The organism is Chryseobacterium balustinum (genome assembly GCF_900168205.1).
GTDB classification, from domain to species: Bacteria; Bacteroidota; Bacteroidia; order Flavobacteriales; family Weeksellaceae; genus Chryseobacterium; species Chryseobacterium balustinum.
The window spans coordinates 37610-61688 of sequence record NZ_FUZE01000024.1 but is presented as its reverse complement, the minus strand read 5'-3'; the positions used below and the strand labels follow the sequence as shown (position 1 = coordinate 61688).

General features: G+C 33.6%; 16 protein-coding genes and 1 riboswitch. Of the genes, 13 read left to right on the top strand and 3 right to left on the bottom strand.

The window, feature by feature from the left end:
• Positions 1 to 1208: 1208 nt before the first annotated feature.
• The 3 genes from B5X64_RS19210 (at position 1209) to B5X64_RS19200 (ending at position 6568) form a co-directional block, all read left to right on the top strand.
• Positions 1209 to 3614 (top strand): hypothetical protein, encoded by a 2406-nt coding sequence (locus B5X64_RS19210; RefSeq protein WP_079466783.1) that lies wholly within the window; start codon positions 1209 to 1211, stop codon positions 3612 to 3614.
• 123 nt (positions 3615 to 3737) lie between these two features.
• A complete protein-coding gene (locus tag B5X64_RS19205; protein ID WP_079466782.1) occupies positions 3738 to 3974 on the top strand; it encodes a hypothetical protein in 237 nt (78 codons plus the stop codon).
• 140 nt (positions 3975 to 4114) lie between these two features.
• Positions 4115 to 6568: a DUF5686 family protein gene (locus B5X64_RS19200; protein WP_079466781.1), complete on the top strand. Its 2454-nt coding sequence runs from the start codon at positions 4115 to 4117 to the stop codon at positions 6566 to 6568.
• 76 nt (positions 6569 to 6644) lie between these two features.
• Here B5X64_RS19200 and folP read toward each other — a convergent pair whose 3' ends face one another.
• The gene (gene folP / locus B5X64_RS19195; RefSeq protein ID WP_079466780.1) at positions 6645 to 7493 is read right to left on the bottom strand and encodes a dihydropteroate synthase; all 849 of its coding nucleotides are present in this window, start codon (positions 7491 to 7493) and stop codon (positions 6645 to 6647) included.
• 112 nt (positions 7494 to 7605) lie between these two features.
• Between folP and B5X64_RS19190 the strand changes: the two genes are divergently transcribed.
• The 9 genes from B5X64_RS19190 to B5X64_RS19150 all read left to right on the top strand — a co-directional run bounded on the left by B5X64_RS19190 (position 7606) and on the right by B5X64_RS19150 (position 17216).
• Entirely contained in the window at positions 7606 to 8172 is a 567-nt protein-coding gene (locus tag B5X64_RS19190; RefSeq protein ID WP_079466779.1) for a DUF1599 domain-containing protein, read from the top strand.
• Between the two features lies 1 nt (position 8173).
• A complete protein-coding gene (locus B5X64_RS19185) occupies positions 8174 to 9283 on the top strand; it encodes a BT_3928 family protein (protein WP_079466778.1) in 1110 nt (369 codons plus the stop codon).
• A 107-nt stretch (positions 9284 to 9390) separates the two neighbouring features.
• Positions 9391 to 9741 (top strand): hypothetical protein, encoded by a 351-nt coding sequence (locus B5X64_RS19180; protein WP_079466777.1) that lies wholly within the window; start codon positions 9391 to 9393, stop codon positions 9739 to 9741.
• Between the two features lie 25 nt (positions 9742 to 9766).
• Complete coding sequence (locus B5X64_RS19175; protein ID WP_079466776.1) at positions 9767 to 11899, top strand: S9 family peptidase; 2133 nt, start codon at positions 9767 to 9769, stop codon at positions 11897 to 11899.
• Positions 11900 to 12153: 254 nt separating this feature from the next.
• A complete protein-coding gene (gene tpiA / locus B5X64_RS19170) occupies positions 12154 to 12912 on the top strand; it encodes a triose-phosphate isomerase (protein WP_079466775.1) in 759 nt (252 codons plus the stop codon).
• Between the two features lie 32 nt (positions 12913 to 12944).
• Entirely contained in the window at positions 12945 to 13238 is a 294-nt protein-coding gene (locus tag B5X64_RS19165; RefSeq protein WP_079466774.1) for a hypothetical protein, read from the top strand.
• A gap of 111 nt (positions 13239 to 13349) precedes the next feature.
• Positions 13350 to 13537, top strand: a riboswitch (cobalamin riboswitch).
• Between the two features lie 105 nt (positions 13538 to 13642).
• Positions 13643 to 14914: a YncE family protein gene (locus B5X64_RS19160; protein WP_079466773.1), complete on the top strand. Its 1272-nt coding sequence runs from the start codon at positions 13643 to 13645 to the stop codon at positions 14912 to 14914.
• Positions 14915 to 14922: 8 nt separating this feature from the next.
• Positions 14923 to 16044: a T9SS type A sorting domain-containing protein gene (locus B5X64_RS19155; RefSeq protein WP_079466772.1), complete on the top strand. Its 1122-nt coding sequence runs from the start codon at positions 14923 to 14925 to the stop codon at positions 16042 to 16044.
• A gap of 53 nt (positions 16045 to 16097) precedes the next feature.
• Positions 16098 to 17216 carry a T9SS type A sorting domain-containing protein gene (locus B5X64_RS19150; protein WP_079466771.1) on the top strand — a complete coding sequence of 373 codons (1119 nt, stop codon included), beginning with the start codon at positions 16098 to 16100 and terminating at the stop codon, positions 17214 to 17216.
• A gap of 73 nt (positions 17217 to 17289) precedes the next feature.
• On the opposite strand, the gene clpP is transcribed toward B5X64_RS19150, so the two are convergent.
• Positions 17290 to 17976, bottom strand: a complete 687-nt coding sequence (clpP, locus tag B5X64_RS19145) for an ATP-dependent Clp endopeptidase proteolytic subunit ClpP (protein WP_079466770.1) — start codon at positions 17974 to 17976, stop codon at positions 17290 to 17292.
• Between the two features lie 239 nt (positions 17977 to 18215).
• Positions 18216 to 20201: a DNA primase gene (gene dnaG / locus B5X64_RS19140; RefSeq protein WP_079466769.1), complete on the bottom strand. Its 1986-nt coding sequence runs from the start codon at positions 20199 to 20201 to the stop codon at positions 18216 to 18218.
• A 316-nt stretch (positions 20202 to 20517) separates the two neighbouring features.
• Here dnaG and B5X64_RS23075 point away from each other — a divergent pair, with 316 nt between their 5' ends.
• Positions 20518 to 24006 (top strand): GEVED domain-containing protein, encoded by a 3489-nt coding sequence (locus B5X64_RS23075; protein WP_228419026.1) that lies wholly within the window; start codon positions 20518 to 20520, stop codon positions 24004 to 24006.
• The last annotated feature ends 73 nt before the right edge of the window (positions 24007 to 24079 follow it).

Below are 24079 nucleotides of genomic sequence, written 5' to 3'. Positions count from 1 at the left end.
TTTTCGCCTCCTTAAAAGCTCTTCTGCGCTACCAATCAACTCTCGTTTTTCAGTGGGGCAAAAGTAGAACTTTTTAATAACACAATCCTAATTTATGTAACATAAAATTCATCTTTAATTAATATTTACACCTAAGTCATTGACTTCCTGAATGAATAATTTTAAAAACTCTTAGGGAGCAGATTGCAGGAACTAGGTGGTAGGTTGCAGGAGGCAGATTGTAAGCTTTTGGTTTGTGCGAGAGTTTGAGGGTTGGAGCGTAAGAGAGAGGTTGATGAGAAAAAGCAAGGTTTTATCGCAAGGATAAACTAAAAGTTTTTATTTGATCTCTTTTTATTAAGCTAAACAAAAGCATTGCATTTAACAAAGTAAGACAAAGCCGAAAACAAAAGGGTGAAACATGTGATTTTATTTATCTATTGTAAAGAAGAGCGCTCCGGAGGAGCGCTACCTTTTATATATTGCTTTGCGCGCATTTTGTTTTTAGTTTATTTTAATAATTTGATGTAAGGTTAAAAAAAACAGTTGTTCTTATATATAATGACACGTTAAAGGAATTCGTTTTAAAAAACTTTACAACCGTATTGGAAAAGTCTATTGCATGCTTTGTGTCGCTCCGAAGGAGCTTATAATTCTAAAACAACCCGTTTTACTACAAAGGTGGCGCTCCTACGGAGCTCCGCTTTTATCAATGCTTAAGTAGATCTGTTAATCAAAACAAAAATTATAGAAAATGTTTGTATTTTAAATAGAAATCTAAATCTTGGACTTTGATTTTATAAACTCACAATATATATATATAACTAAAAGCTATACTATGGACTGCAACCATAGCCCGGATTGAACGGTATGTTTGAGCTCTTTTTGCTGAAAGGAAAAGTAAAGCGCAAAAAAGCGAGGAGTGAAAGCCGGATGAAGCTACAGAAAAAAGTATTAGTGTGGGAGCGTTGGAGTGTTGAAGAATGCAAACAGTCCTATTATATATATGGTACAGATTAGAATTCTAAATTTTCAACTCAATAGGTGTATATATAATGTATACACAGTATTTCTAATCAGAAGCAAAATTGAGATTTCAAGACCATATAATTAAATAACAAATGATAACATATCAGAAATCTTAGAGATTTTTTTCGATTTAAAATAAGTTAACTTCAAAAACTTTCTCACAAGAAGAAATATCAGTAATTTTGACCGAGCATAATGGTATGAAAAGGAAGCTGAGTTTTATTTTTTTATGGGCGTTTATTTTTGGTTTTTCGCAATCAAAAATCGCTGTATTTAATGAAGCGAACCAATCCCCTATTGCAAATGCAAATGTATCATGTAATGGTAAGATTTTAGGTAAAACCAATACTGCAGGTTTTTTGGAATTTAAAACCAAATGTAAAAACATCCAGATTGAAGCGCCTGGTTTTTACAAAGAAAGTACTTTGGTAGAAAGTATCATCCAAACTTCTCTTACTCCTACTTCATCTAAAACTTTTGCGATAGAAACAATTATTCTTGAAGATAAAAGCGATCCCAAAGCTTTGGAAATTCTCAGAAAAGTAGATCAGCTTTTTAAAAGTAACTCTCCCGAAAGTCTTGATTCTTATGCTTACAAATCTTATGAAAAGGTTTCTCTGGATATCGACCAGGATAGTATTACTGCATTTAATAATGTATTCACCAATAATTTAGGGTTATTTAAAAACAATAAAAAAGAAGATTCTGCACAAGATGTTTCGGCAAGAAAAATATTTGCCAACAGTAAGCTTTTTCTTTGGGAAAGAGCTCAGGAATTTTTGTACTCTAAAAAATATGGCGAAAAGATAAATATTCTTGATAACCGAATTTCCGGACTTAAACAACCCATCTATGAAATGATTGCGCTGCAAAGCAACCGGAACAAAATCCCCAATCAGATCAAACAGGAAAATCGTGGTTTGTATCGTTTTTTTCTTACAGACAGCATTGAAATCGATGGAAGGCAAAATTATGTAATCCGTTTTCGTGAAGCCAATTATAAAAAACCAGTAAAAAAAAGAAAATTCAGCGGTACTATTTATATTGATACTGAAACTTACGGCATCAAAAAAATAGAAAGTGTAAGCAAAGAAAAAAACGAAGGAAATATTACAAGCATTTGGGTTTATTTCAACAGTAAATGGTTTTTGTCTGAAGAACGCGTAAAACTTCGCATGAGCCGAATGATGATGGGGCAAGACAATGAAAACCCCGAAAAAGAGAAAGAAAAAAAGAGCAGCTTTGGAACGTACGCCTATCTCAATTCGAAATATTTCAATTACATTTCTCCTATTGAAGAAGATCCGAAAGATTTTAAAGGTTACACTTTTTCGGTAAAAAATACAAGTGGAAATACTCTTCATCTCTATCGCCCGCAGCCTTTGTCTGCCAGAGAAAGTCACACTTATAAAACCATTGACAGTTTAGGAAAAGTTTATAATATAGACCGAACAGCAAGAATTTTAACCGGACTAATCAATGGTCAGGTTCGCGTAGGAAATTTTGATTTTGATATTGGGGAGATCGTCAATTACAACTTATATGAAGGTTTCAGATTGGGCTTAAAAGGAAAGCTTAATGAAAATTTTGACCCTTATTTTTCACCGGATTATTATTTTGCTTACGGTTTGGGTGATGACAAATTCAAATATGGAATTGGAGTTGATATGAAAACCACCCTCGAAAAAAACTCTTATTTCAGAATAGAATATTATGACGATGTAAATTCTTCAGGCGAATTTTACCGTCGACTTTGGACGTTTAGAATGCGTATGATGAACTACGGAAATAACATTAATAATGATAAATATTACCGTTACAAAGGAGCTTCTTTGTCTTATTTAAATGACGTCACCAATGGTTTGACACTCGCTTTTGCCACAAGGAGAAATTCTGAGGAAGCCTTATTTGATTATGATTTTCGGGGGAAAAGAGGTCCTTTTGAAAACTTCAACACTTTGGTGACTTTAAAATATTCTCCAAACTCCACAAACATTATGACTCCGCAGGGGAAATCGCTGATTGATCAGAAATATCCGGAACTTTATTTTAATTACGAGCAGAGTATGAAAGTTTTTGGTGGAGATTTTAATTACACACGCTTTGATGCTTTATTTGTTCATAATTTTAAAACCAGACTGGGAACAACCGGGCTCCGTTTATACGGTGGTTTTCTTTTAGGCGAAGCTCCAATTTGGAAGAACTTTACAACAAACGGGCTGGCTTCTCCAAGTCGGGATATCAATTTTAACCTTACTTCTTATCTCGGTTTTGCCACTTTGGAAGGCGGAAAATATTACAACGATAAATTTATCGCCTATTATCTTACCCATAAATTACCTTTTTACTTTAAAAGTATCGGGCAAAATGTGACAAGTTTTGATTTCGTCCTCAGAGGAACAATTGGTGACATGAAGCATCCTGAATATCATGATTACAGATTTCAAAAACTTGATCATTTGTATCAGGAAGTTGGTTTAGAATGGAATAACTTTTTATCTTCTTACTTCAATCTAGGATTATTTTACAGGGTAGGATATTACACCACCACCAATTTTAAACAGAATTTTGCAATACAGTTTAAATTAAAGCTTCTTGAGTTTTAATCTAAGTTTTATATTTTTACATATAACTCAAATCCTTTATCTACTTTAAAAATTGAAAAATCTTGTATAACTTTGCAATTAAAATTAACGCCATAAGCGACAGTTTTAAGAATTAATATAAAAATGAAAAAAATAGAAATAAAAGCAGAACAGTTTTTCGAACTATTGAGATTAAAAGACACTTCGATGTGGGTTATTTTTTCCCAAATGATTGATGGTGAAGAAAAAGAAATGATTTTTCTGGATAATGAAGATAAAATTCTGTTCAATTATATTTTGCCCGATAATCAGGAAAAACTGGAAGAAGACAGAATAAAATTTTCTAAAGAGTTTGCAGAAAAACAAGCTCATCTTAACTAATAAATGGTTTACATTAAAAATTTTTAACATCTGCGGCACTCTATTTGCCATAGCTGATTTGAATTGAATATTTTTCGATTTTACTTACTATCGAAAAATATTCAATATCCACCCATCAAATTAATTGTTAGAAATTTTTTATGAAAAAATTGTATATCCTGCTATTATCATTCGGATACATCAGCATTTTCTCACAGTCTAAAATTATTGTTAAAAGTTCTGCGAATAATGCGGTTATTTCTAATGCATCCGTATTCTGCAACGAAAAATTAGTAGGAAAAACAGACGCTTCCGGAATACTTAATTTTAAAACTAAATGTAAAAAAGTAGAAGTTTCTGCAAGAGGTTATTTCGAAGACGATGTAGTGGTAGACAAAGTGATGGAAGTTTTTTTAACAAAAGCTGATCCTAAAACACAAAACATCCAAACGGTAATTCTTGAAGATAAAAGCGACCCGAGAGCTTTAGAAATTCTCAAAAAAATTAATGATAATTACAAGCAGAATTCTCCATTAAGCCTAGATTCTTATTCATTTAAATCGTATGAAAAAATTTCTTTAGATTTTGATGAAGACAGTATTAATGCATATAATGCATATGTTGCCAACCGAATTGATTCATTAAAAAGCCTTCCTCAGCAACCAATGAAAGCTCAGGAAAAAAAAGATTCCCTAGAATCTGTCAATCTGATGAAATTGGTAGGTAAAAGCAAGATGTTTTTATGGGAAAGAGCATCACAAAGCCTATATTCACAAAAATACGGCGAGAAAACCAATATTTTAGATAATAAAATCGCGGGCTTAAAAGAACCTATTTATGAATTAATGGCTTTCCGTTCCAACAGGAATGTAATTCCGAAAGAAATAAAAGAAGAAAACAGAAACCTTTACCGTTTCTTCCTTACCGATTCAATAGAGATTGACGGCAGAGAAAATTATGTCATTCGTTTTCGCCAGGTCGATTACAAAGCAGCGGTTAACAAAAGAAAATTTAACGGGTATCTTTATGTAGATAAAGAAACTTATGCTTTGAAAAAAATTGAAAGCAACAGCAAAATTAAAAGTGAAGGAAGCATCACCAGTATTTGGAAACCTATTGAAAACAAATGGTTTTTGGTAAAAGAAAATTACAAAATAAAAATGGGATCCACCTCTTTCGATACCGACGATACATCAGATAAAAAGAAAACCAAAGAGGAAAAAGAAGCAGACAAAAACTACAGAAAGAAATTCGGAAGTTACGCTTTTGCCACTGCAGATTATTTTGATTTTAAAACACCCATTGAAGAAAATCCGAAAGACTTTAAGGGTTACACGATTGATGTGAAAAACTCTGACGGAAAGCTCATTGATCAATACCGTACAGAAAATTTAACGGATCGTGAAGCAACAACCTACACTAAAATTGACAGTTTAAGCAGTAAATACAAACTTGACCAAAAAGCAAAAGCATTGACAGGTTTATTGAAAGGAAAAATCAGACTGGGAATTGTTGATTTTGATTTAGCCAGGATTATTGGTTATAATAAATATGAGCATTTCCGTTTCGGAGCGGGTGCTAAACTAAACGAGAAATTCAATAAATATATTTCCCCCGATGCGTATTTCGCCTACGGAATTTACGATAAAGACTTTAAATATGGAGCCGGAGTTGACGTTCGTACAACATTAGAAAAGAATTCGTTTTTCAGAATTGAATATTTTAATGATGTAATGGCGGCCGGGCGTTTCTCAGAAAACTTGTGGAATTTCAGGATGAAAATTATGAATTCGGGAGTTGCATTAAATAATGGCGTTTTTTATGGATATGAAGGTTTTAAAGTAAGTTATGAAAACGACATTACCAATGGATTAACCGTAAATGTTTCAGCTAAAAAAACGCAGGAAGAATCTAAATTCGCCTACAATTTTAAAGGTTTAGGAAGTCAGTTTGACATTACTTCATCAACAATTACGTTAAAATATTCTCCTAATTCGAAGAATATTATGACGCCCACTGGGAAATACACTTATGAACAAAACCTTCCGGAACTATATCTGAATTACGAACAAGGATTTAAAACTCTAGATGGAGATTTTAATTTCAGCAGATTTGATGCACTTTTCGTGCACAACTTCAAAACAAAATTAGGAGTTACAGGAATCAGAGCTTACGGTGGAATTATCACCGGCGATGCACCGATTTGGAAAAATTTCACGATGAACGGATTAGGAAATGGCCACGGCGGACTGAATTTCAACCTGACTTCATACCTTGGTTTTGCCACAATGGAAGGCGGGAAATATTACAACGATAAATTTGTCGGCGCATACTTAACGCACAGATTGCCTTGGTATTTTAAAAGCTTCGGCAAGAACGTTTCAAGCTTTGATTTTATCTACAGAGGAACAATCGGTGATATGAAAAATAAGGAGTTCCATCAATTTGAGTTTCAAAAATTGGATCATTTGTATAATGAATTAGGTTTAGAATGGAATAATTTCCTATCCTCACAATTTAATTTAGGATTTTTCTACAGGGTCGGACATTACAACACCCCAAAATTTAAAGATAACTTTGCCATTCAATTTAAATTGAAATTATTAGGATTTTAAAGATGGTAAATAAGTAATATTATTTCATTAGAAAACTCTCAAGATTTATATTTTGGGAGTTTTTTTTAGGTTCAATTTAATTATTTAAAAACTCATCAACTGTTTTCTTAGCTTCACTTACATCATGCACACGAAGGATTTTCGCCCCTTGCTTCAAAACTTTTAAATGTAATTTTTGAGTTTCTTCGTTAATGTCTAACGGCAATTTACCTAAAGGTTTATAAATAAAAGATTTTCTTGAAATCCCTATTAATAAAGGATATTTTTCAAATCCTAAAAACTCGACTTCAGCAATCATTTTCATCTGATCTTCAACTGTTTTTCCAAAACCAAAACCGGGATCCAGAATAATATCTTTGATTCCGTTTTGTAATAGTTCGTTGGTTTTTTTTGTAAAATATTGATTGACATTCAACGTAATATCATCAAAATTCACTTTATCATGCATCGTTTTGTAGGAAGGATTGACGTGCATTAAAATATAGGGAAGTTTCGTTTCTGCAACTACATTAAACATTTTTTCATCAAACTGTCCGCCTGAAATATCATTTACCAGATCAATCCCTTCATTAAAACCAAATTTTACGGTTTCAGCATAAAAAGTATCCAGAGAAATTAACGCTTCGGGAAACTCTTTTTTGATTTCAGAAATTACGGTTCCAATTCTTTTAATTTCCCCATCACTACTCAGAAATTCAGCATTCGGTCTTGTAGATTGGGGACCGATATCAATAATTTCTCCTCCTTCTTTCAATATTTTTTCAGCGTGTTGCAATGCTGATTTTTCATTATTAAATTTTCCGCCGTCAGAAAAAGAATCAGGTGTAAGATTTAGAATTCCCATGATTTTGGGTGAACTTAAATCGACTAGCCTACCGTTGCAATTTAATGAATGATTATTGATGAATGATGAATGATTTCCCATTACACAAAAATACGACTTCTCGCTTCTTACTTCCAACTTATAGCCAAAAAACTGTGCCCTAATTCCTGCTACCTAAAACCTAATTTGTATCTTTGAAAGATTAAGAAAATTTATGTCAAAAACTTCAGAACAGTTCGGTAAAATCATCAATGAATGTCGTGATCTTTTCAGTAAAAAAATGCATGATTATGGTGCAGCCTGGAGAGTTTTACGCCCAAGCTCAATTACGGATCAGATTTACATTAAAGTCAACAGAATCCGTACGTTACAGATGACCGATGTAAAGATGATTGACGAAAGCGAGGAAGGAGAATTTATCGCTATCGTTAATTATTCAATTATCGGATTGATTCAGCTGGAGAAAGGGCTTTCAAATGATTTTAATGAAAATCCTGAAGAAATTTTAAATCTTTACGATAAATATTCTGCTGAAGCACAAGCTTTAATGGAAAAGAAAAATCACGATTACGGCGAAGCCTGGAGAGATATGAGAATTTCTTCCATCACCGATTTAATTTACCAAAAAGTTTTGAGAACCAAACAAATTGAAGACAATCAGGGAAAAACTTTGGTTTCTGAAGGTTTGGATGCCAATTATTTTGACATGCTTAATTATGCAGTTTTCTGTCTGATAAAATTTTCTGAACAAACAATTCCAAACGAACCAAAAACTAATTAATATGATCAAAGGTTTATTACGTTTCATTATCGCTGTTATTTTCATCGCTTCAGGTTTTGTAAAAGCTGTAGATTTGGTAGGCTTTTCCTTTAAAATGGAGGAATATTTTTCGCCATCGGTTTTCAATATGCCGTTTTTGGAGAAATTTGCCTTGCTTTTTTCAATTATCGTGGTAGTTCTTGAATTATTCTTAGGTTTTTTATTGTTATTAAAATTAAAACTGAAATTCACGCTTTCTGCGTTGATTGCACTTTGTATTTTCTTCGGATTTCTAACGTTCTATTCCGCTTATTTTAATGTAGTAACCGATTGCGGATGTTTTGGTGATGCGATTAAATTTACACCTTGGGAAAGTTTTGTGAAAGATGTTGTTCTTTTGGTCGGTTTGATTATTCTTTTTGTTTTGTATAGAAAAGAATTCAAGAAAAAAGATGCTTACGAAGCCAGCAATAAACCTGAAAATAATAAATTTAAGTCAATTGTTTTAGCAGTTTTATCTTTAGGTATGATTGTCATTATGGCAATTGGAATCATCAACGAGCCGATTATTGATTTCCGTGATTATAAAATCGGAACTGATCTGAAAGCTGAAAAAGCGAAAATCAACAAAAATCCTTCTGAGTATAAAACTGTTTATTCAATGAAAAATTCTAAAACCGGGGAAGTTTTAAAAGTAAATCAGGACGATTATGTAAACGAAACAAAATATTGGGAAGAAGGTTCACCTTGGAAAATTGAAGAAGGTAAAAATGAATCTAAACTTATTAAAGAAGGCTATAAATCTGAAATTGCAAAATTTAAAATTGAAGATCCTACAGGAATTGATTTAACCGACGAAATCATCAATGCTCCAAAAGCAATTCTTGTTTTTTCATATCATCCAAAAGAGGTTTCTCCAGAATTAATTAAAACCGTAGAAGCAAAAGTAAACGCTCAGAAAGGAGCTGTGATTTACGGTGTTTCTACCGAACAGAATACTTTTAAAACCATTAAAAATGCAATGATGGATGGAACTGCCATCAAAACAATTGCAAGAAATAATCCTTTTGTGCTGGTTTTAGAAAAAGGAAAAATTGTTGACAAAGAGCCTGCTAAATACTATGTTGACTAAAGCTGTCAATAATGGTGAATTGTCAATTGCTAACTTTGAAAACATTAAACATTAAACATTAAACATTAAACACTGAACATTAAACTTTAAACTTTAAATATAAAACAATGCATAAATCAAATAAATCTATTGCCGGTTATCATTTATTAATGATTCTTTCGTCTGTTGACGGAGAATTTGCTCCGGAAGAAGGAATGTTGGTGCAGCAATATCTTGCTGACGAATTTCCATTTAAGATCAATCTAGACGACGAACTGGAAACCATCGCATTGCTTAAGCCTGAAGAATGGAAGGCTCATTTTGAGTTTCACGGACGTTGTTTCCTTGAGGATTCTACGGAAAAAGAACGTTTAAATTTTATCAAATTTGCTAAAACTCTGATTAAAGCTGATGATAAAGTGACAGACGAAGAGCATACTTTCTACGTTCTTTTGAAAAATCTTTGGAATCTGAAGTAAAATCACCAAAAACGAAAGTATAACCATGAAAAAAATTTGCTTATCCCTATTAGTAATGAGTATGAGTACAGCTCCATTTCAGTCTCAGATATTTCCTGATCTAAAAGCTCCGATTGCTGAAAAGAAACAGCATTTGAGAAATATTCACAGCGATAAGGTGAATGATCCTTATTACTGGATGATTGATTTTTTCAAAAAAGGAAGAGATTCTACGCAGGTTGTAGAATATTTAACCGCTGAAAACTCTTACTGGGAAAGCATGATGAAAGATACAGAACCTTTTAGAGAAAAGCTTTTTCAGGAAATGAAAGCAAGAATCAAGGAAAAGGATGAGTCTGTACCTGTTTTTAGAAAAGGTTATTACTATTACACCCGAACTGAAACCGGAAAACAATACTTTAAATATTGCAGAAAAAAAGGAAACCTAAGTGCTCCTGAAGAGATCATTCTGGATGTGGATCAACTTGCAGAAGGCCATGCTTATTATTCTGCATCAGGTTTCAGCATCAGTCCTGATAATTCTAAAATGATTTACGGAGTTGATGATGTTTCAAGAAGACAGTATAAATTATTTTTAAAAGACCTTAATACCGGAAAAACAACCGATTTAGGAATTCAAAATACAACAGGTTCTGCAACGTGGGCAAATGACAACAAAACCATTTTCTACACCGGTAAAAATCCTGAAACGCTTTTAACAGAGAAAATTTTCAGGCATTCTTTAGGAACAGATCCTTCAAAAGATGTTTTAGTATACGAAGAAAAAGACAAAACCAATTATATTGGCGTAGGAAAATCGAAGAACGAAAAAGTCATTATGATTGTTTCTTCGGCGACAACATCTTCAGAAACAAGATACATCAATGCAGATGAACCCAATGCAACTTTCAAGGTTTTCCAGCCTAGAATGAAAGACGTTTTGTATGACGTTACTCCTTTAGAAGATAAGTTTTTGATCACAACCAATAAAGATGCCCTCAATTTCAAAGTGATGGAAACTCCTTTGGATAAAACAGGTGTTGAAAGCTGGAAAGATTTTATGCCACACAGAAAAGATGTTTTGATGGAAGGAATCAGTGAGTTTAAAAATTATCTGGTTTTCAGTGAAAGACAAAACGGGCTTTCGCAACTGGTTATTCTGGATAGAAGAACCAATAAAAGAGAATTTTTAAAATTTGATGAACCAACTTATACGGTTTATCCATCAGGAAATCCTGAATACAATACGGATTATTTCAGATTCGGATATACTTCGATGATTACTCCTAGTTCGCAATTTGAACAGAATTTACAAACTGGAAAAAGAACTTTATTAAAACAGCAGGAAATTTTAGGAGGCTATAATAAAACTAATTATGTTACCGAAAGACTTTTTGCCACTGCAAAAGACGGTACAAAAATTCCGATTTCCATTGTTTATAAAAAGGGATATAAGAAAGACGGCAAAAACCCACTTCTACTCTATGCTTACGGATCGTACGGAAGCTCGATGAATGCAACATTCAGCAGTACAAGACTGAGTCTTTTAGACCGAGGTTTTGCTTTTGCGATTGCGCATATTCGTGGTGGACAAGAAATGGGAAGACAATGGTATGAAGACGGAAAAATGATGAAAAAGAAAAACACATTTACCGATTTCATCGATGCCGGAGAATATTTAGTTAAGGAAAAATACACCTCACCAAAACATTTGTACGCTCAAGGAGGAAGTGCAGGTGGACTTTTGATGGGAGCTGTTGTGAATATGAAACCCGAATTATGGAATGGAGCGATTGCGCAAGTTCCGTTTGTAGATGTTGTTAACACCATGTTGGATGAAAGTATTCCTTTGACAACGAATGAGTACGATGAATGGGGAAATCCTAACAACAAAGAAGCATATAATTATATGAAATCTTACTCTCCGTATGAAAATATTGAGAGAAAAAACTATCCGAACATCCTTGTTACAACAGGATTGCATGATTCTCAGGTACAATATTTTGAACCTGCAAAATGGGTAGCCAAATTAAGAGATTTAAAAACGGACAAAAATGTTCTATTCTTAAAAACAGACATGGAATACGGTCATGGTGGTGCTTCAGGAAGATTTGATTATCTGAAAGATACTGCTTTGGAATATGCTTTCATGTTTAAACTGGAGGGAATTGATAAGTAAAACAAAGACGAGTTAAAATTATAATTAAGAATTATTTTTAACGCAACGTTCGCGAAGTATTATAATTAAAGATTATATATTTTGTTCGCAAAGGCACTTCGTTCAGCAAAGGCTAATTGCGGATATAGCTGAGTGAAACGCCGTTTGCGAGCGAAAAATATTTTCAATTTATTTAAAGAAAAACTTTGCATGTATAGCGTTTAAACAACAATTTGAAATTTTATAAAAAGAAATAAAAAGATAATATAGAAACTATGAGAAGAAAAATAGTTGCAGGAAACTGGAAAATGAACAAAAATGTCATTGATGCTCAACAATTAATGATTCAATTACTTAGCTATAAAACTAATAATACAACCAACTGCGAAGTTTGGATAGCACCGCCTTCTTTATATCTAATGATGGCAAAAGATATTTTTGAAAAAGACGAAATCGGAGTTTTTTCTCAGGATATGAGCGAATATGAAAGCGGAGCTTACACAGGTGAACTTTCTGCAGATATGCTAGAATCTATCGATGCAACAGGTTCTTTGATCGGTCACTCTGAAAGAAGACAATATCACGGTGAGAACGACGAAAGCTGCAACAAAAAAGTAAAATTGGCTTTAGATAAAGGCTTAATTCCGGTTTACTGTAATGGCGAAACTTTAGAGCAAAGAAAAGCAGGACAACATCTTGATGTTGTAAAAGCACAAACTGAAACGGCGCTTTTCACTCTTTCTGCAGAAGAAATCAAAAAAGTAGTGATTGCTTACGAACCGGTTTGGGCAATCGGAACTGGTGAAACAGCAACTCCTGAACAGGCGCAGGAAATTCATGCTCACATCAGAGGAATTATCGCTGAAAAATACGGACAAGAAGTTGCTGACGAAATTTCTATTCTTTATGGTGGTTCTGTAAAACCTGATAATGCGAAAGAAATTTTCTCTCAACCTGATATCGACGGTGGTCTTATCGGTGGCGCAGCATTGAAATTGGAAGATTTCTCAAAAATCATTGAAGGTTTTAACTAAAAAAATAAATTAAAAATTACATCAAATAAATAATGAAGAAATTTATCTTACTCTATTTTGGAATTCTTTTATTTGATGTAATTTATTCTGTTTTTTACAATTCTATTTTAACTGAAATAAAAATAGAATTTCTCAAATATCCTTTTATACTCATTAATTATCTGAGTTGTTCTCCGGCAATTTTTTTCAATAAATTATTACCATTTTACCTGCCTTTACCTACTTATCAGTTGGTTTTAATTCTTCTTGGAAACGTCTTTCTACAGACACTTCTTGTTTATACTCTGTTTTTCAAAAAGAAAAATAATCAAAAACATATCGCCTGATTGATTTTAATTAGTTAATTCACAAAACCAAAAACACTTATTTATTAATACTTAAACATAATATTGATTAATAAAAATTAATACTAAAAACAAAGTCAATTTTTAAATAATATCTTTGCAAAAGTTTAAGGTTGAACCCATGCGTTCATTAATAGGGAATCAAGTGAAAAAATAATTCTTGAGCTGTACCCGCAACTGTAAGCTATTCAACTTATTATTAAATACACCACTGAACTTCAGGTTTGGGAAGGTTATAATAAGATGCAAGCCAGGAGACCTGCCTTAAATCAATTTCAACTTTCGGGAAAAGAAGTTTATGAAATAAAAATCTTTTATAGATTTTTTCATGATTGTTTTTTTCCTGTAGTGAAGTTTCGGGAGTAAAACTTTAATATAATTATATCATGAAGAAAATCTATTTTCTTATTCTTGCGTTTGTAATTTCTTTTACAAATGCTCAAACCGAGGGAGTCTTGGTACTCAACGAAGGCGGTATCGGAAGCAGTACTGCAGAAGTATCTTTTATTGACAATCAATCGGTTGTCACCAACAATTATTTTAAACTTAAAAACAATAATGCGACATTAGGCGATACTGGTCAGGACATTAAGGTTTTTGGCGATAAGATTTTTGTAGTTTTAAATTATTCAAATACCATAAAAGTCATAAACAAATCTGATTTTTCATTGATTACAACGATTTCAACCAATCTTGCCAACCCAAGGTATATCGCTTTTAGCGGAAATAAATTCTATGTTACCAATTGGGGAAACAATACCTTGACAAACTACGTGTCAGTTTACAATCTTACAACTTACGCTCACGAAACAAACATTCCTGTAGGAGATGGTCCTGAAAAAATCTTCAGCAAAGACAACAAATTGTATGTTTTATTGAAAGGAGGTTATGGATTGAATAATTTTATGGATGTCATCAATACGACAACCAATACGGTAGAATCGCAGGTAAATGTAGGAGATTCACCAAATAGCATTTTTGAAAAAAATAATCTTTTGTATGTTATGAGCTCTGGAAATCCTTATGTTTCTACCTCTTTCGGAACATTGACGGTTTATAATACAACTACACAAACTACAGTTTCGAGCACTACATTTCCGGCAGGAGTAAAACCATTTTATATGGATACCGACGGTACGAATATTTATTACATGAATGGAGCATCAATCTACAAAACACCAATTGCTTCACCGTCTATTAACACCACTCCTATTGCTGTTACACCGATGACTGTAAATAGTTATGGTACTGCATACGGATTCAATATTGTTAATAATAAAATCTATGCAGCTGACCCTTCAGGATATGTTGCGGCGGGAAAAATTTATGCTTACGATCTGCAAGGTGCTTTATTGAATACTTTTACAGTAACTTCTTTACCAAATCAAATCATTGCTTATAATAATGCATCTCTTTCTACTATTGAAAGCACAAAAACATCAAAATTAATTATATATCCAAATCCTACAAGTGACAGATTCTTTGTACAAGGCTTAAATTCTGGAAATATTCAGGTTTATGATCTAAATGGAAGAATTGTTATCAAGGAGAAATACAATGAAAAAGGAATTAATGTAAGCGCATTATCTAAAGGCGTTTATGTCGTGAAAATTACCGATAAGAATATCAACTTCAGCGAAAAGTTAATTATTAAGTAATTTTTAAAATGAAAAAGGCATCAAGTTTTCTATTTACTTTCATCGTTGCGCTGTATATGTCACAATTTACAGCCAACGATGTAAAGTTTTTTGTAGGTACAGGTTCAGAAACGGCATATTTTGTTGCCGATTTTAAAGACGGTACCGATGACAGATCATATGTTTGGGGAGTAAAATTCAATCCAGGACAAAATATTACTGGTCCGCAAATGCTTCAGATGATAAAAACGGCAGAACCTGCATTTGATTATATATTGACTTACAGTAATGGTTTTCTTGATAAAGTATCCTTCAATAGTCATTCTGCACAGTCCGTACCCGATTATTGGAGTTTATGGGCAAATGATAACACAAACGGTTGGTCTATGGCAGGATGGATGAACAGCGGAACTATCTCAAACGGAGAATGGTATGGTGCAAGTTACGGATTTAGCAACCCTACAGCGGAAGCTCCTGCAACACCAACTCCTGCATATAGTTCTTTATGGTACAATTCGTCTCAAATCATTAATTGGATTGGAACAGGAACCAATAAAAGTTTAGTCGTTGTAGATTTCGGAACTGAGAATTCTAACGGAAATGCTAATTCTTTTGTTTTTGGAATTCAATATAACGGAACTATTACAGCAGAACAGACTTTACAATTAATTGATAATCAAAGTATTACATTTAGTTATACTTCTGCTTCGAATCAGGTTTCATCTTTATCATTAAATTCTTTTTCAGGAACAGCAAGTGGGACAAACACCTGGAAATTATATAAAGGAACCAATTTATCAAACTGGAAAAGCAATGCTAATCTTTCAACGATTACTTTAACAAATAACGATTGGTTTGGATTAAGTTTCGGTACTAGAAGGCCGTTTACTCCAACTGAAGCGAACGTAACTTTAAGTGTTTCTGATGCTGTAAAACAAAGTTTTAAAATTTATCCAAATCCAGCGAGTGATTTCCTGATTATTGAAGCTCAGGATAACATTAAAGACATCAACATTTACTCTGTTTCCGGGCAAAAAGTTTTGAATACCCAGAATAAGAAAATCAATATTCAAAGTTTTAAATCGGGAGTTTATTTGGTTGAAATTAAAACAGACAAATCTACAACCACTCATAAAATCATTAAAAAATAAATCAACATAGAGCATCTTTATGATGCTCTTTTTTTTCACTTTAAAATTCATCAATGAAAAAATCAATACTTCTTTTTTTAATTTTCATATTCCAATTTTCATTTGCTCAACTTACCGAAAATGATGTGAAATTCTGGGTAGGAACAGGTTCCAAAAAAGCTTATTTAGTTGCAGATTTTAACGATTCAGACAATCCTACTTCTTATGTTTGGGGATATAAATTCGATGCTGCTAATCTTACCATGGAAGATTTGATTAACGCGATCGACGCTGCAGACCCGAAAGTTACCGCAGAAGTACCAAGCGGTTTTTTATATAGTTTTGATTATAATCATCACACTCCAAGTACAGATGATTATTGGTCAACTTGGTCAGGAACTTCTTCAAATAACATGACCGCAAATAATGGAGTCGATACCGATCCCTTAATTGATGGTAAATGGTATGGAATGTCTTATGGATATGGTTTTACTCCGGGTACAACATTAGGACCACCTTCAACTCCAGTTCCGGCATATAATTCTGCATGGTTTAATTCTTCTCAAATTATTAATTGGATTGGGACGGGAACCAATAAAAGTTTAGTCGTTGTCGATTTCGGAACTGATAATGGTAACGGAATTGCCAATTCTTTTGTTTTTGGAATTCAATACAACGGAACAATTACTGCAGAACAGGCTTTACAGCTAATTGATACTCAAGTAAGTGAATTCAATTACACTTCAGCAGCCAACCAAATTTCTTCATTATCATTAAATAATTTTTCAGGAAATTCAACAGGAAACGATTCTTGGAAATTATACAAAGGAAAAGATCTTTCAAGCTGGAGAGGACAGAACAATCTTTCACAAATTCAACTTGTTAATAATGATTGGTTTGGATTAAGCTTCGGGACGAGAATACCGTTTACTCCAACTGTTGCCAATGTCACGTTAAGCGTTTCAGATGCTGTAAAACAAAGCTTTAAGATCTATCCAAATCCAGCGAGTGATTTCATAATGATTGAAACTCAGGATAACATTAAAGACATCAACATCTACTCTGTTTCAGGACAAAGAGTGATGAATACCCAGAATAAAAAAATTAATATTCAAAGTTTACAATCGGGTGTTTATTTTGTTGAAATTAAAACAAATCAGTCGACAACGACTCATAAAATCATCAAAAAGTAGTTTGATTTTTAATAATAAAAAAGTTCGGCGCGCCCTTTGGGCGCGCCGAACTCATATCATAACTTGAGAAAAATTATTTCTTCTCTTTAGATCTTTGTAAAACCTCATCTACCATTCCAAATTCTTTTGCTTCGGTAGAAGTCATCCAATAATCTCTGTCTGACGCTTTCTCAACCCATTCGTAAGTTTGACCAGAATGTTCAGAAATAATGTCATACAACTCTTTTTTAAGCTTCAACATCTCTCTTAAGTTGATTTCCATGTCAGAAGCAACACCTTGAGCACCACCAGAAGGCTGGTGAATCATCACTCGTGAGTGTTTCAAAGCAGAACGCTTTCCTTTTTCACCTGCAACCAATAAAACAGCTCCCATTGAAGCCGCAATACCTGTACAAATTGTAGCAACATCCGGCTTAATAATTTGCATCGTGTCATAGATCCCTAAACCTGCGTAAACGCTTCCTCCAGGAGAGTTGATGTAAATCTGAATATCTTTTGAAGGATCTGCGCTTTCTAAGAATAACAATTGAGCCGTTACAATGTTTGCCACCTGATCGTCAATTCCTGTTCCTAAGAAAATAATTCTATCCATCATCAAACGAGAGAAAACGTCCATTTGAGCAACGTTTAATCTTCTTTCTTCCATAATGTAAGGCGTAAGATTGGTAGGATTAAACATTCCCATATACTGATCGGTTACCAAACCGTTATTTCCCAAGTGTTTTGTAGAGAAATCTCTGAATTCTTTTTTAATGTCCATATTTCTATCGGTATTATTTTAAAATTTATTTAAACTGTAAATTACAACTTTTATTCCTAAAATTTTATAGGACTTTTTGTCAGTTTCGGTTGCCTTATTTAGTTTTAAGGTTGCAGATTTTTTTTATAATAAAATGAAGAGCTTATTTTTAGTTCCAGTTAACTTCTTATAATTACACATTATTAATTTAAAAAACTCAATTTTAAATTATCAACCGACAACTAAAAACTATCAACTACCTATCGCTTTCTATCAACATAAATTCCTTTGATTGGCGAATATTCAATAATATCACTCAGTCTTATGGAGGCCTGTTTTAATAAAGTAATTTTTTTAATCAACTCAAAATACTTTACTTCATCGGTACTGCTGTATTTTTCGAGTTCAGCAATCGTTTCTTTAATTAAATAGTCAATGTAACGGTATTTATGCAAAAGAACATCACCTTTAATCTGTTCTGCAACTTTGTCTCCGTAATTGGGTGGGAAAATATTTCTCGAACCCCAATTTTCCAAATCATCTAAAGGAATCAATGCATCAACTACTTTTGTGGTAATCTGCTCATCCATAAAACTGACGAAAAAACTTCCGCTTCGAAGCTCATCGTTTTGAATTCCTTCTTTTACCTGATCAATAATAATTTCGTTTCCTTTTACGAGAAACTGATATTGTTCTTCCTCAAAATGATGCAGAATTTCTTCAATGACCGTGATTTGATATTCAGTTTCATTATCATCCTTTCGTTTTAAAACAAAATCGCCAAACATCAACATATGATCGATCAACCTGTTTTCCATGAATAAAACATCGTACAGATAAGGGTCTCCTTTTTCTTCATCCAAAGGAACGATCTCCATTTTTACAGGAGCCGCACTTTCTTTTTGCTGTTGAGTGTGTTGATTATGATTTTGATTAACCTGTCTCTGAACATCAAGTTCATTAAATAAACTCTGCTCAGAAAGACCAAATTTATTGGAAACTTCCTTTAAATAAACTTCCCTTTTTAAAGCGTTTTGCACGAAACCAACCGATTTTACAATATCCCGGATTGCTTCAGCTTTTTTTATCGGATCGTTTCCGACTTCTTTTAAAAGAATTTCGGCTTTAAAATCAATAAAGTCCAGCGCTTGATTTTCGATGAACTTTTCCACATATTCCTGCGGATGTTTTCTCGCAAAAGAATCGGGGTCATCACCATCCGGAAACAGAAGAACTCTGATATTCATTCCTTCCGTCAAAAGCATATCAATACTTCTGAAACTCGCTTTAATTCCTGCATTATCACCATCAAAAAGAATCGTCACATTTTCTGTGAGTCTTTTAATAAGTTTAATTTGCTCGGTCGTTAAAGAAGTTCCGGAACTCGCCACTACATTTTCAATTCCGGACATATGAAGTGAAATCACATCCATATAACCTTCTACCAAAAGACAGATATTCTTTCTTGAAATCGCCTGTTTACTTTGGTTTAAACCATAAAGTACATTTGATTTATGATAAATTTCTGTTTCCGGAGAATTGAGATATTTAGCAGTTTTAATATTATTTCTAAGAATTCTCGCTCCAAAACCTAAAACCCTGCCCGAAAAACTATGAATCGGGAACATAACCCGTTCGCGAAAACGGTCAATTCCGTTCGGTGCATTTTCAGGAAAAATAGAAAGTCCGGATTTTTCTAAGATCTCTTTTGAATAGCCTTTTTCAAGAGCAAATTCTGTGAAAGAATTTTTCTTTTCAGGCGAAAAACCGAGCTGAAATTTTTTGATGATATCATCCTTCAGTTCACGTTCTCTAAAGTACGAAAGGCCAATCGCTCTGCCTTCATCATTTTCCCAAAGAATATTCTGGAAAAAATCATTGGCAACTTCATGTATTTTATAAAGAATATCTCTTTCAGACTGAGCATTTTTCGCTTCTTCAGAAAACTCTCGCTGATCTTCTTCAATTTCGATTCCGTATTTTTTGGCAGCATGACGAAGAGCCTCAGGATAGGTAAAGTTTTCGATTTCCATTAAAAAAGAAATCGCTGTTCCCCCTTTTCCGGTTGAGAAATCTTTCCAAATTTGCTTACTTGGAGAAACTACAAAACTCGGCGATTTTTCTTCATGAAACGGACTCAAACCTTTAAAATTTGATCCTGCTCTCTTCAACTGCACATATTCGCCCACAATCTCTTCAACGCGGATTGTGGAAAATATTTTATCGATCGACTGCTTGGAAATCATGGTGTAAAAATAAGTAAATTTAAATTGAACTTAGAAAATGAAAACCTACGATTAACAATTATAAACAAATTATTTTTGTTGGGAAACTTCTTCCATTTTTGATGCTAAAAAACATAAAAATACCGATTTAAAAATAAAATTAAAAAAATCTTACATTTTTAATAAAATTTAAGCTTTACTACCAATCACACTAAAACCTTTCAAACATTAATTAAAACATCATAAATTTTAATTTTATAATCTTGATTTAAATCATATTTTTTATTTAAATTAATTCTAAATAAAAATAATAAGTTTACAGCACGAAAATTTATGTATGATGACAAATCGATTTTTTAAGCTGTTGAAAAAAACAGTTACAAAAACAAAACTTAGCTTACTGGGATCTATAGTTTTATCCGCTTGGCAAGTGAATGCCCAAACAGTTTCCCTTTATTCTTTCTCACAAAGTGCGGGAACTTACACCACTCTATCAAACCCAAACAATATTGCTGTTGCCACAGCGAGTTCGGGAGCTGGTTTTCTGGATGAAAATGTTTATACGCTTGACAACGTTATTCCGTTTCAATTTTCGTTTAACGGAAGCACGTACAATTCTGTAAAAGTTCATGCCAACGGGTTTATCAGTTTTGGAGCAACAACTTCTAATTCTACAGACCCTATTTCTTCAGGATTGGCTTATTCAGGTGTGATTTCTCCTTTAGCAGCAGATTTATCTTCGATGTTTAATATTAATAATTTATCAAGTTCGATAGATTATTCTGTTGTAGGAACTGCTCCTAATCGTGAATTTGTAGTTCAGTGGAGTCATTTCAGACCTTACTCTGCAAATCCTACTGCAACATCTTATCATGATTGGAATTTTCAGGCAAGATTACATGAAAACGGGACGATAAAATACGTATACAGTCTTAGCTCTCAAGGAACACCGGGCGCAACAAATGCCAAAGTTGGTCTAAGAGGAACCGCAAGTAATGATTACGTGAACAGAACGGCTTCCGGAACTTCAGCAAGCAACTGGAACAACTCTACAGCGGGAACCATTTCTTCAGCAGGAATTCCAACCAATTACAGTTTCTTACCTTCACAGGGGCTAACTTTCAACTGGACTCCGCCTGCAGCTTGTGTTGCACCAACTGCCCAACCGACGAGTTTAAATTTAAGCAATACAGGAATTATTATCAACGGTAGTTTTACAGCAAGTTCACCTGCGTCAGACAAGTATCTTATTCTAAGAAATTTGGCTGGAACAACACCTAATCCTCCTGTAAACGGAACAGTTTACACAACGGGAAACAATACTTCTTTAAATAGCTATGTTGCTTATTACGGAGCAAATACAGCCTTTGAAAACAATTACAATCACGGCATCAGAGGAAATAATCAATATACCTACACAATTTATTCTGTAAGCTCAAACTGTTCTAATGGGCCGCTGTATAATGTTCAGAATCCTTTAACAGCAAATATCACAAACTGCCCAATCAGTGTAAGCGGAATTACGACATCAAGTGCTGCTACCAATTCATTCAATGTTAATTGGTCTGCTTCAGAAAACGGAACAGCAAATTCTATCAACACTGTTTTGGAAGTTGCTACAGATAATAATTTCGTAAATATGGTTGCAGGTTCTCCGTTTACTTTGCCGATTACATCTGTTTCACAGACAATAGACGGTCTACAACCAAATACTCAATATTTTATCAGAGGAAAAAATATAAGTACACAGTGCGAAAGTGCATATTCAAATACAACAAGTGTCTTTACAGCATGTCTTCCGACAAATTCTTTCTTTGAAAATTTTGACGGCGTTACAGGAAATGTTTTACCTAATTGTTGGAGTAAAATAACGGTTGGAGTAAGTTCATCCACACCAACTGTAAATGTAACCTCTACTTACGCAAACTCAGCTCCAAATGGAGTAACTTTCTACGGAGACGGTGCAGATATGACTAATCCTAACAACTTGGCTATCTTGGTAAGTCCACAATTGACCAACGTTGGAAGTGGAATCTATCGTTTAAAATTTAATGCAAAAATGTCAAGCAGTGGCGGAACATATAATATTAGAGTTGTTGCGTTAAGCTCTAATACAGCAAATGCCACGATTCAAGAAATAGCAGTAATTCCTTATTCGCAATTGACGACCAATTACAAAGAATTTATTGTAAACTTTAATAATTATTCAGGGAATGCTCAATATGTCGGAATACAGAGAATCAACGGAAGTTCATATACTTATCTTTGCGTAGATGATGTTGTTTGGGAACCTATTCCTGCTTGTCCGGATTTATCGACGATAACAGTGGATAATTCAACAATTGATGGTGCAAATATTTCTTGGACACCCGCAATAAGCGCACCTGCAAATGGATATGAATACATTGTAACCAATACAACTACTCCACCATCAAATACAAGTACGTTTACACCTGTTAATTCTAATACCGTAACAGTTACAAATTTACCGAACGGAACATACTATTTTTGGGTAAGAGGAATCTGCTCTGCGAATGAGAAAACAGCTTGGAAAATGATTCAGTTTACAACCATTCCAACTGTACCTGCACCTTGGAAAGAAGAATTTTTAACATCAAACTTACCTAATGGGTGGTCTACCGGAACCGGAACATCAGCTTTTGGAGTAGGTACAGCGAGAGGCGCAACGGGAAATGGTACTACAGCAACTAATCTTTTTAAAAATCAATATAGCAGCAGTACTACAGGGTCATTCAACACAATTGCGGTTGGACCTTTGAACGCAGCCGATTATACTTTTAGTTTTGATTATAAGCAATCAAAGTATGACAGTCCTTATGCTCCTTTAGCAACATGGGGTAATTTTGAAATACTGATTTCTACAGACTTCGGTACGACATGGACAAACTTGGCAACAGTAGACAATGAAGCCGGAACCGGAAGCTATATTACCAAAACATATTCTTTAGCTGCTTATCAGAATCAATATGTGAACATCAGAATCAATGCGAACAGAACAGCCGGAGATTATGATCTTTCTTTTGATAATTTTGAAATAAAATCACCGGGAAATGTAAATCCGTTCTGTTTACCGACTTATCAGTACAATTCGGATGGAAATATGATTACGAAAGTAACATTCAATACGATTGATAATACTTCACAAGCTACATCGGGAGTTACTCCGTCGTATGAAGATTTCACCAATATTTCTACAGATATTAATCCGGGAAATACGTACCCTATTTCTGTAAAAGGACCTTCAAGTACTTTCCCAAGTGATGTGATGGCATATATAGATTTTAATAACAATGGCATTTTTGACGATGCCGGAGAAAGTTTTTATATCGGTCAACTGGCTGCAGCAAATCCTGCGAATGCAAATACAATCACGTCAAATATTGTAATTCCTTCGACTGCTGTTTTAGGAAATACAAAAATGCGTATTGTAAAAAACACCAATATTGCAGCCTATTCAAATCCATCTGCACCAAATTCTATTTCAGGATCTTGTGCAACAGATTTACGAGCAGGTCAGGTTGAAGATTATACTGTAAATATTGTTGCGGGAAGCTTATCGACAACTGAAAACAATATTTCAAAAGGTAGAATTAGAATTTATCCGAATCCTACAACATCTGTTATTAAAATTGATTCGAATGAAAAAATAAAATCTTTCGAATTGTATAATATCTCCGGACAATTAATAAAAAAAGGAGGTAAAGTAGAAGAAATATCTTTAGAAAACAACCCTTCAGGAGTTTATATCATTAAAATCACTCTGGAAAATAACGAAGTGAGCGTTTCAAAAGTGATTAAAAAATAAAACCAAATATTCTATTATAACAACAAAGCTGGCTGAATTTTATTCAGTCAGTTTTATTTTAAGCATATCCGAA

Excerpts from the sequence above, each read along its gene's own strand:
- B5X64_RS19190 (WP_079466779.1), top strand. The coding sequence starts at position 7,606 with ATGTCAAAAACTTCAGAACAGTTCGGTAAAATCATCAATGAATGTCGT.
- dnaG (WP_079466769.1), bottom strand. The coding sequence starts at position 20,201 with ATGATTTCCAAGCAGTCGATCGATAAAATATTTTCCACAATCCGCGTT.
- B5X64_RS19185 (WP_079466778.1), top strand. The coding sequence starts at position 8,174 with ATGATCAAAGGTTTATTACGTTTCATTATCGCTGTTATTTTCATCGCT.
- folP (WP_079466780.1), bottom strand. The coding sequence starts at position 7,493 with ATGGGAAATCATTCATCATTCATCAATAATCATTCATTAAATTGCAAC.
- B5X64_RS19165 (WP_079466774.1), top strand. The coding sequence starts at position 12,945 with ATGAAGAAATTTATCTTACTCTATTTTGGAATTCTTTTATTTGATGTA.
- B5X64_RS19150 (WP_079466771.1), top strand. The coding sequence starts at position 16,098 with ATGAAAAAATCAATACTTCTTTTTTTAATTTTCATATTCCAATTTTCA.
- B5X64_RS19200 (WP_079466781.1), top strand. The coding sequence starts at position 4,115 with ATGAAAAAATTGTATATCCTGCTATTATCATTCGGATACATCAGCATT.
- B5X64_RS23075 (WP_228419026.1), top strand. The coding sequence starts at position 20,518 with ATGATGACAAATCGATTTTTTAAGCTGTTGAAAAAAACAGTTACAAAA.
- tpiA (WP_079466775.1), top strand. The coding sequence starts at position 12,154 with ATGAGAAGAAAAATAGTTGCAGGAAACTGGAAAATGAACAAAAATGTC.
- B5X64_RS19205 (WP_079466782.1), top strand. The coding sequence starts at position 3,738 with ATGAAAAAAATAGAAATAAAAGCAGAACAGTTTTTCGAACTATTGAGA.
- clpP (WP_079466770.1), bottom strand. The coding sequence starts at position 17,976 with ATGGACATTAAAAAAGAATTCAGAGATTTCTCTACAAAACACTTGGGA.
- B5X64_RS19155 (WP_079466772.1), top strand. The coding sequence starts at position 14,923 with ATGAAAAAGGCATCAAGTTTTCTATTTACTTTCATCGTTGCGCTGTAT.
- B5X64_RS19180 (WP_079466777.1), top strand. The coding sequence starts at position 9,391 with ATGCATAAATCAAATAAATCTATTGCCGGTTATCATTTATTAATGATT.
- B5X64_RS19160 (WP_079466773.1), top strand. The coding sequence starts at position 13,643 with ATGAAGAAAATCTATTTTCTTATTCTTGCGTTTGTAATTTCTTTTACA.
- B5X64_RS19175 (WP_079466776.1), top strand. The coding sequence starts at position 9,767 with ATGAAAAAAATTTGCTTATCCCTATTAGTAATGAGTATGAGTACAGCT.
- B5X64_RS19210 (WP_079466783.1), top strand. The coding sequence starts at position 1,209 with ATGAAAAGGAAGCTGAGTTTTATTTTTTTATGGGCGTTTATTTTTGGT.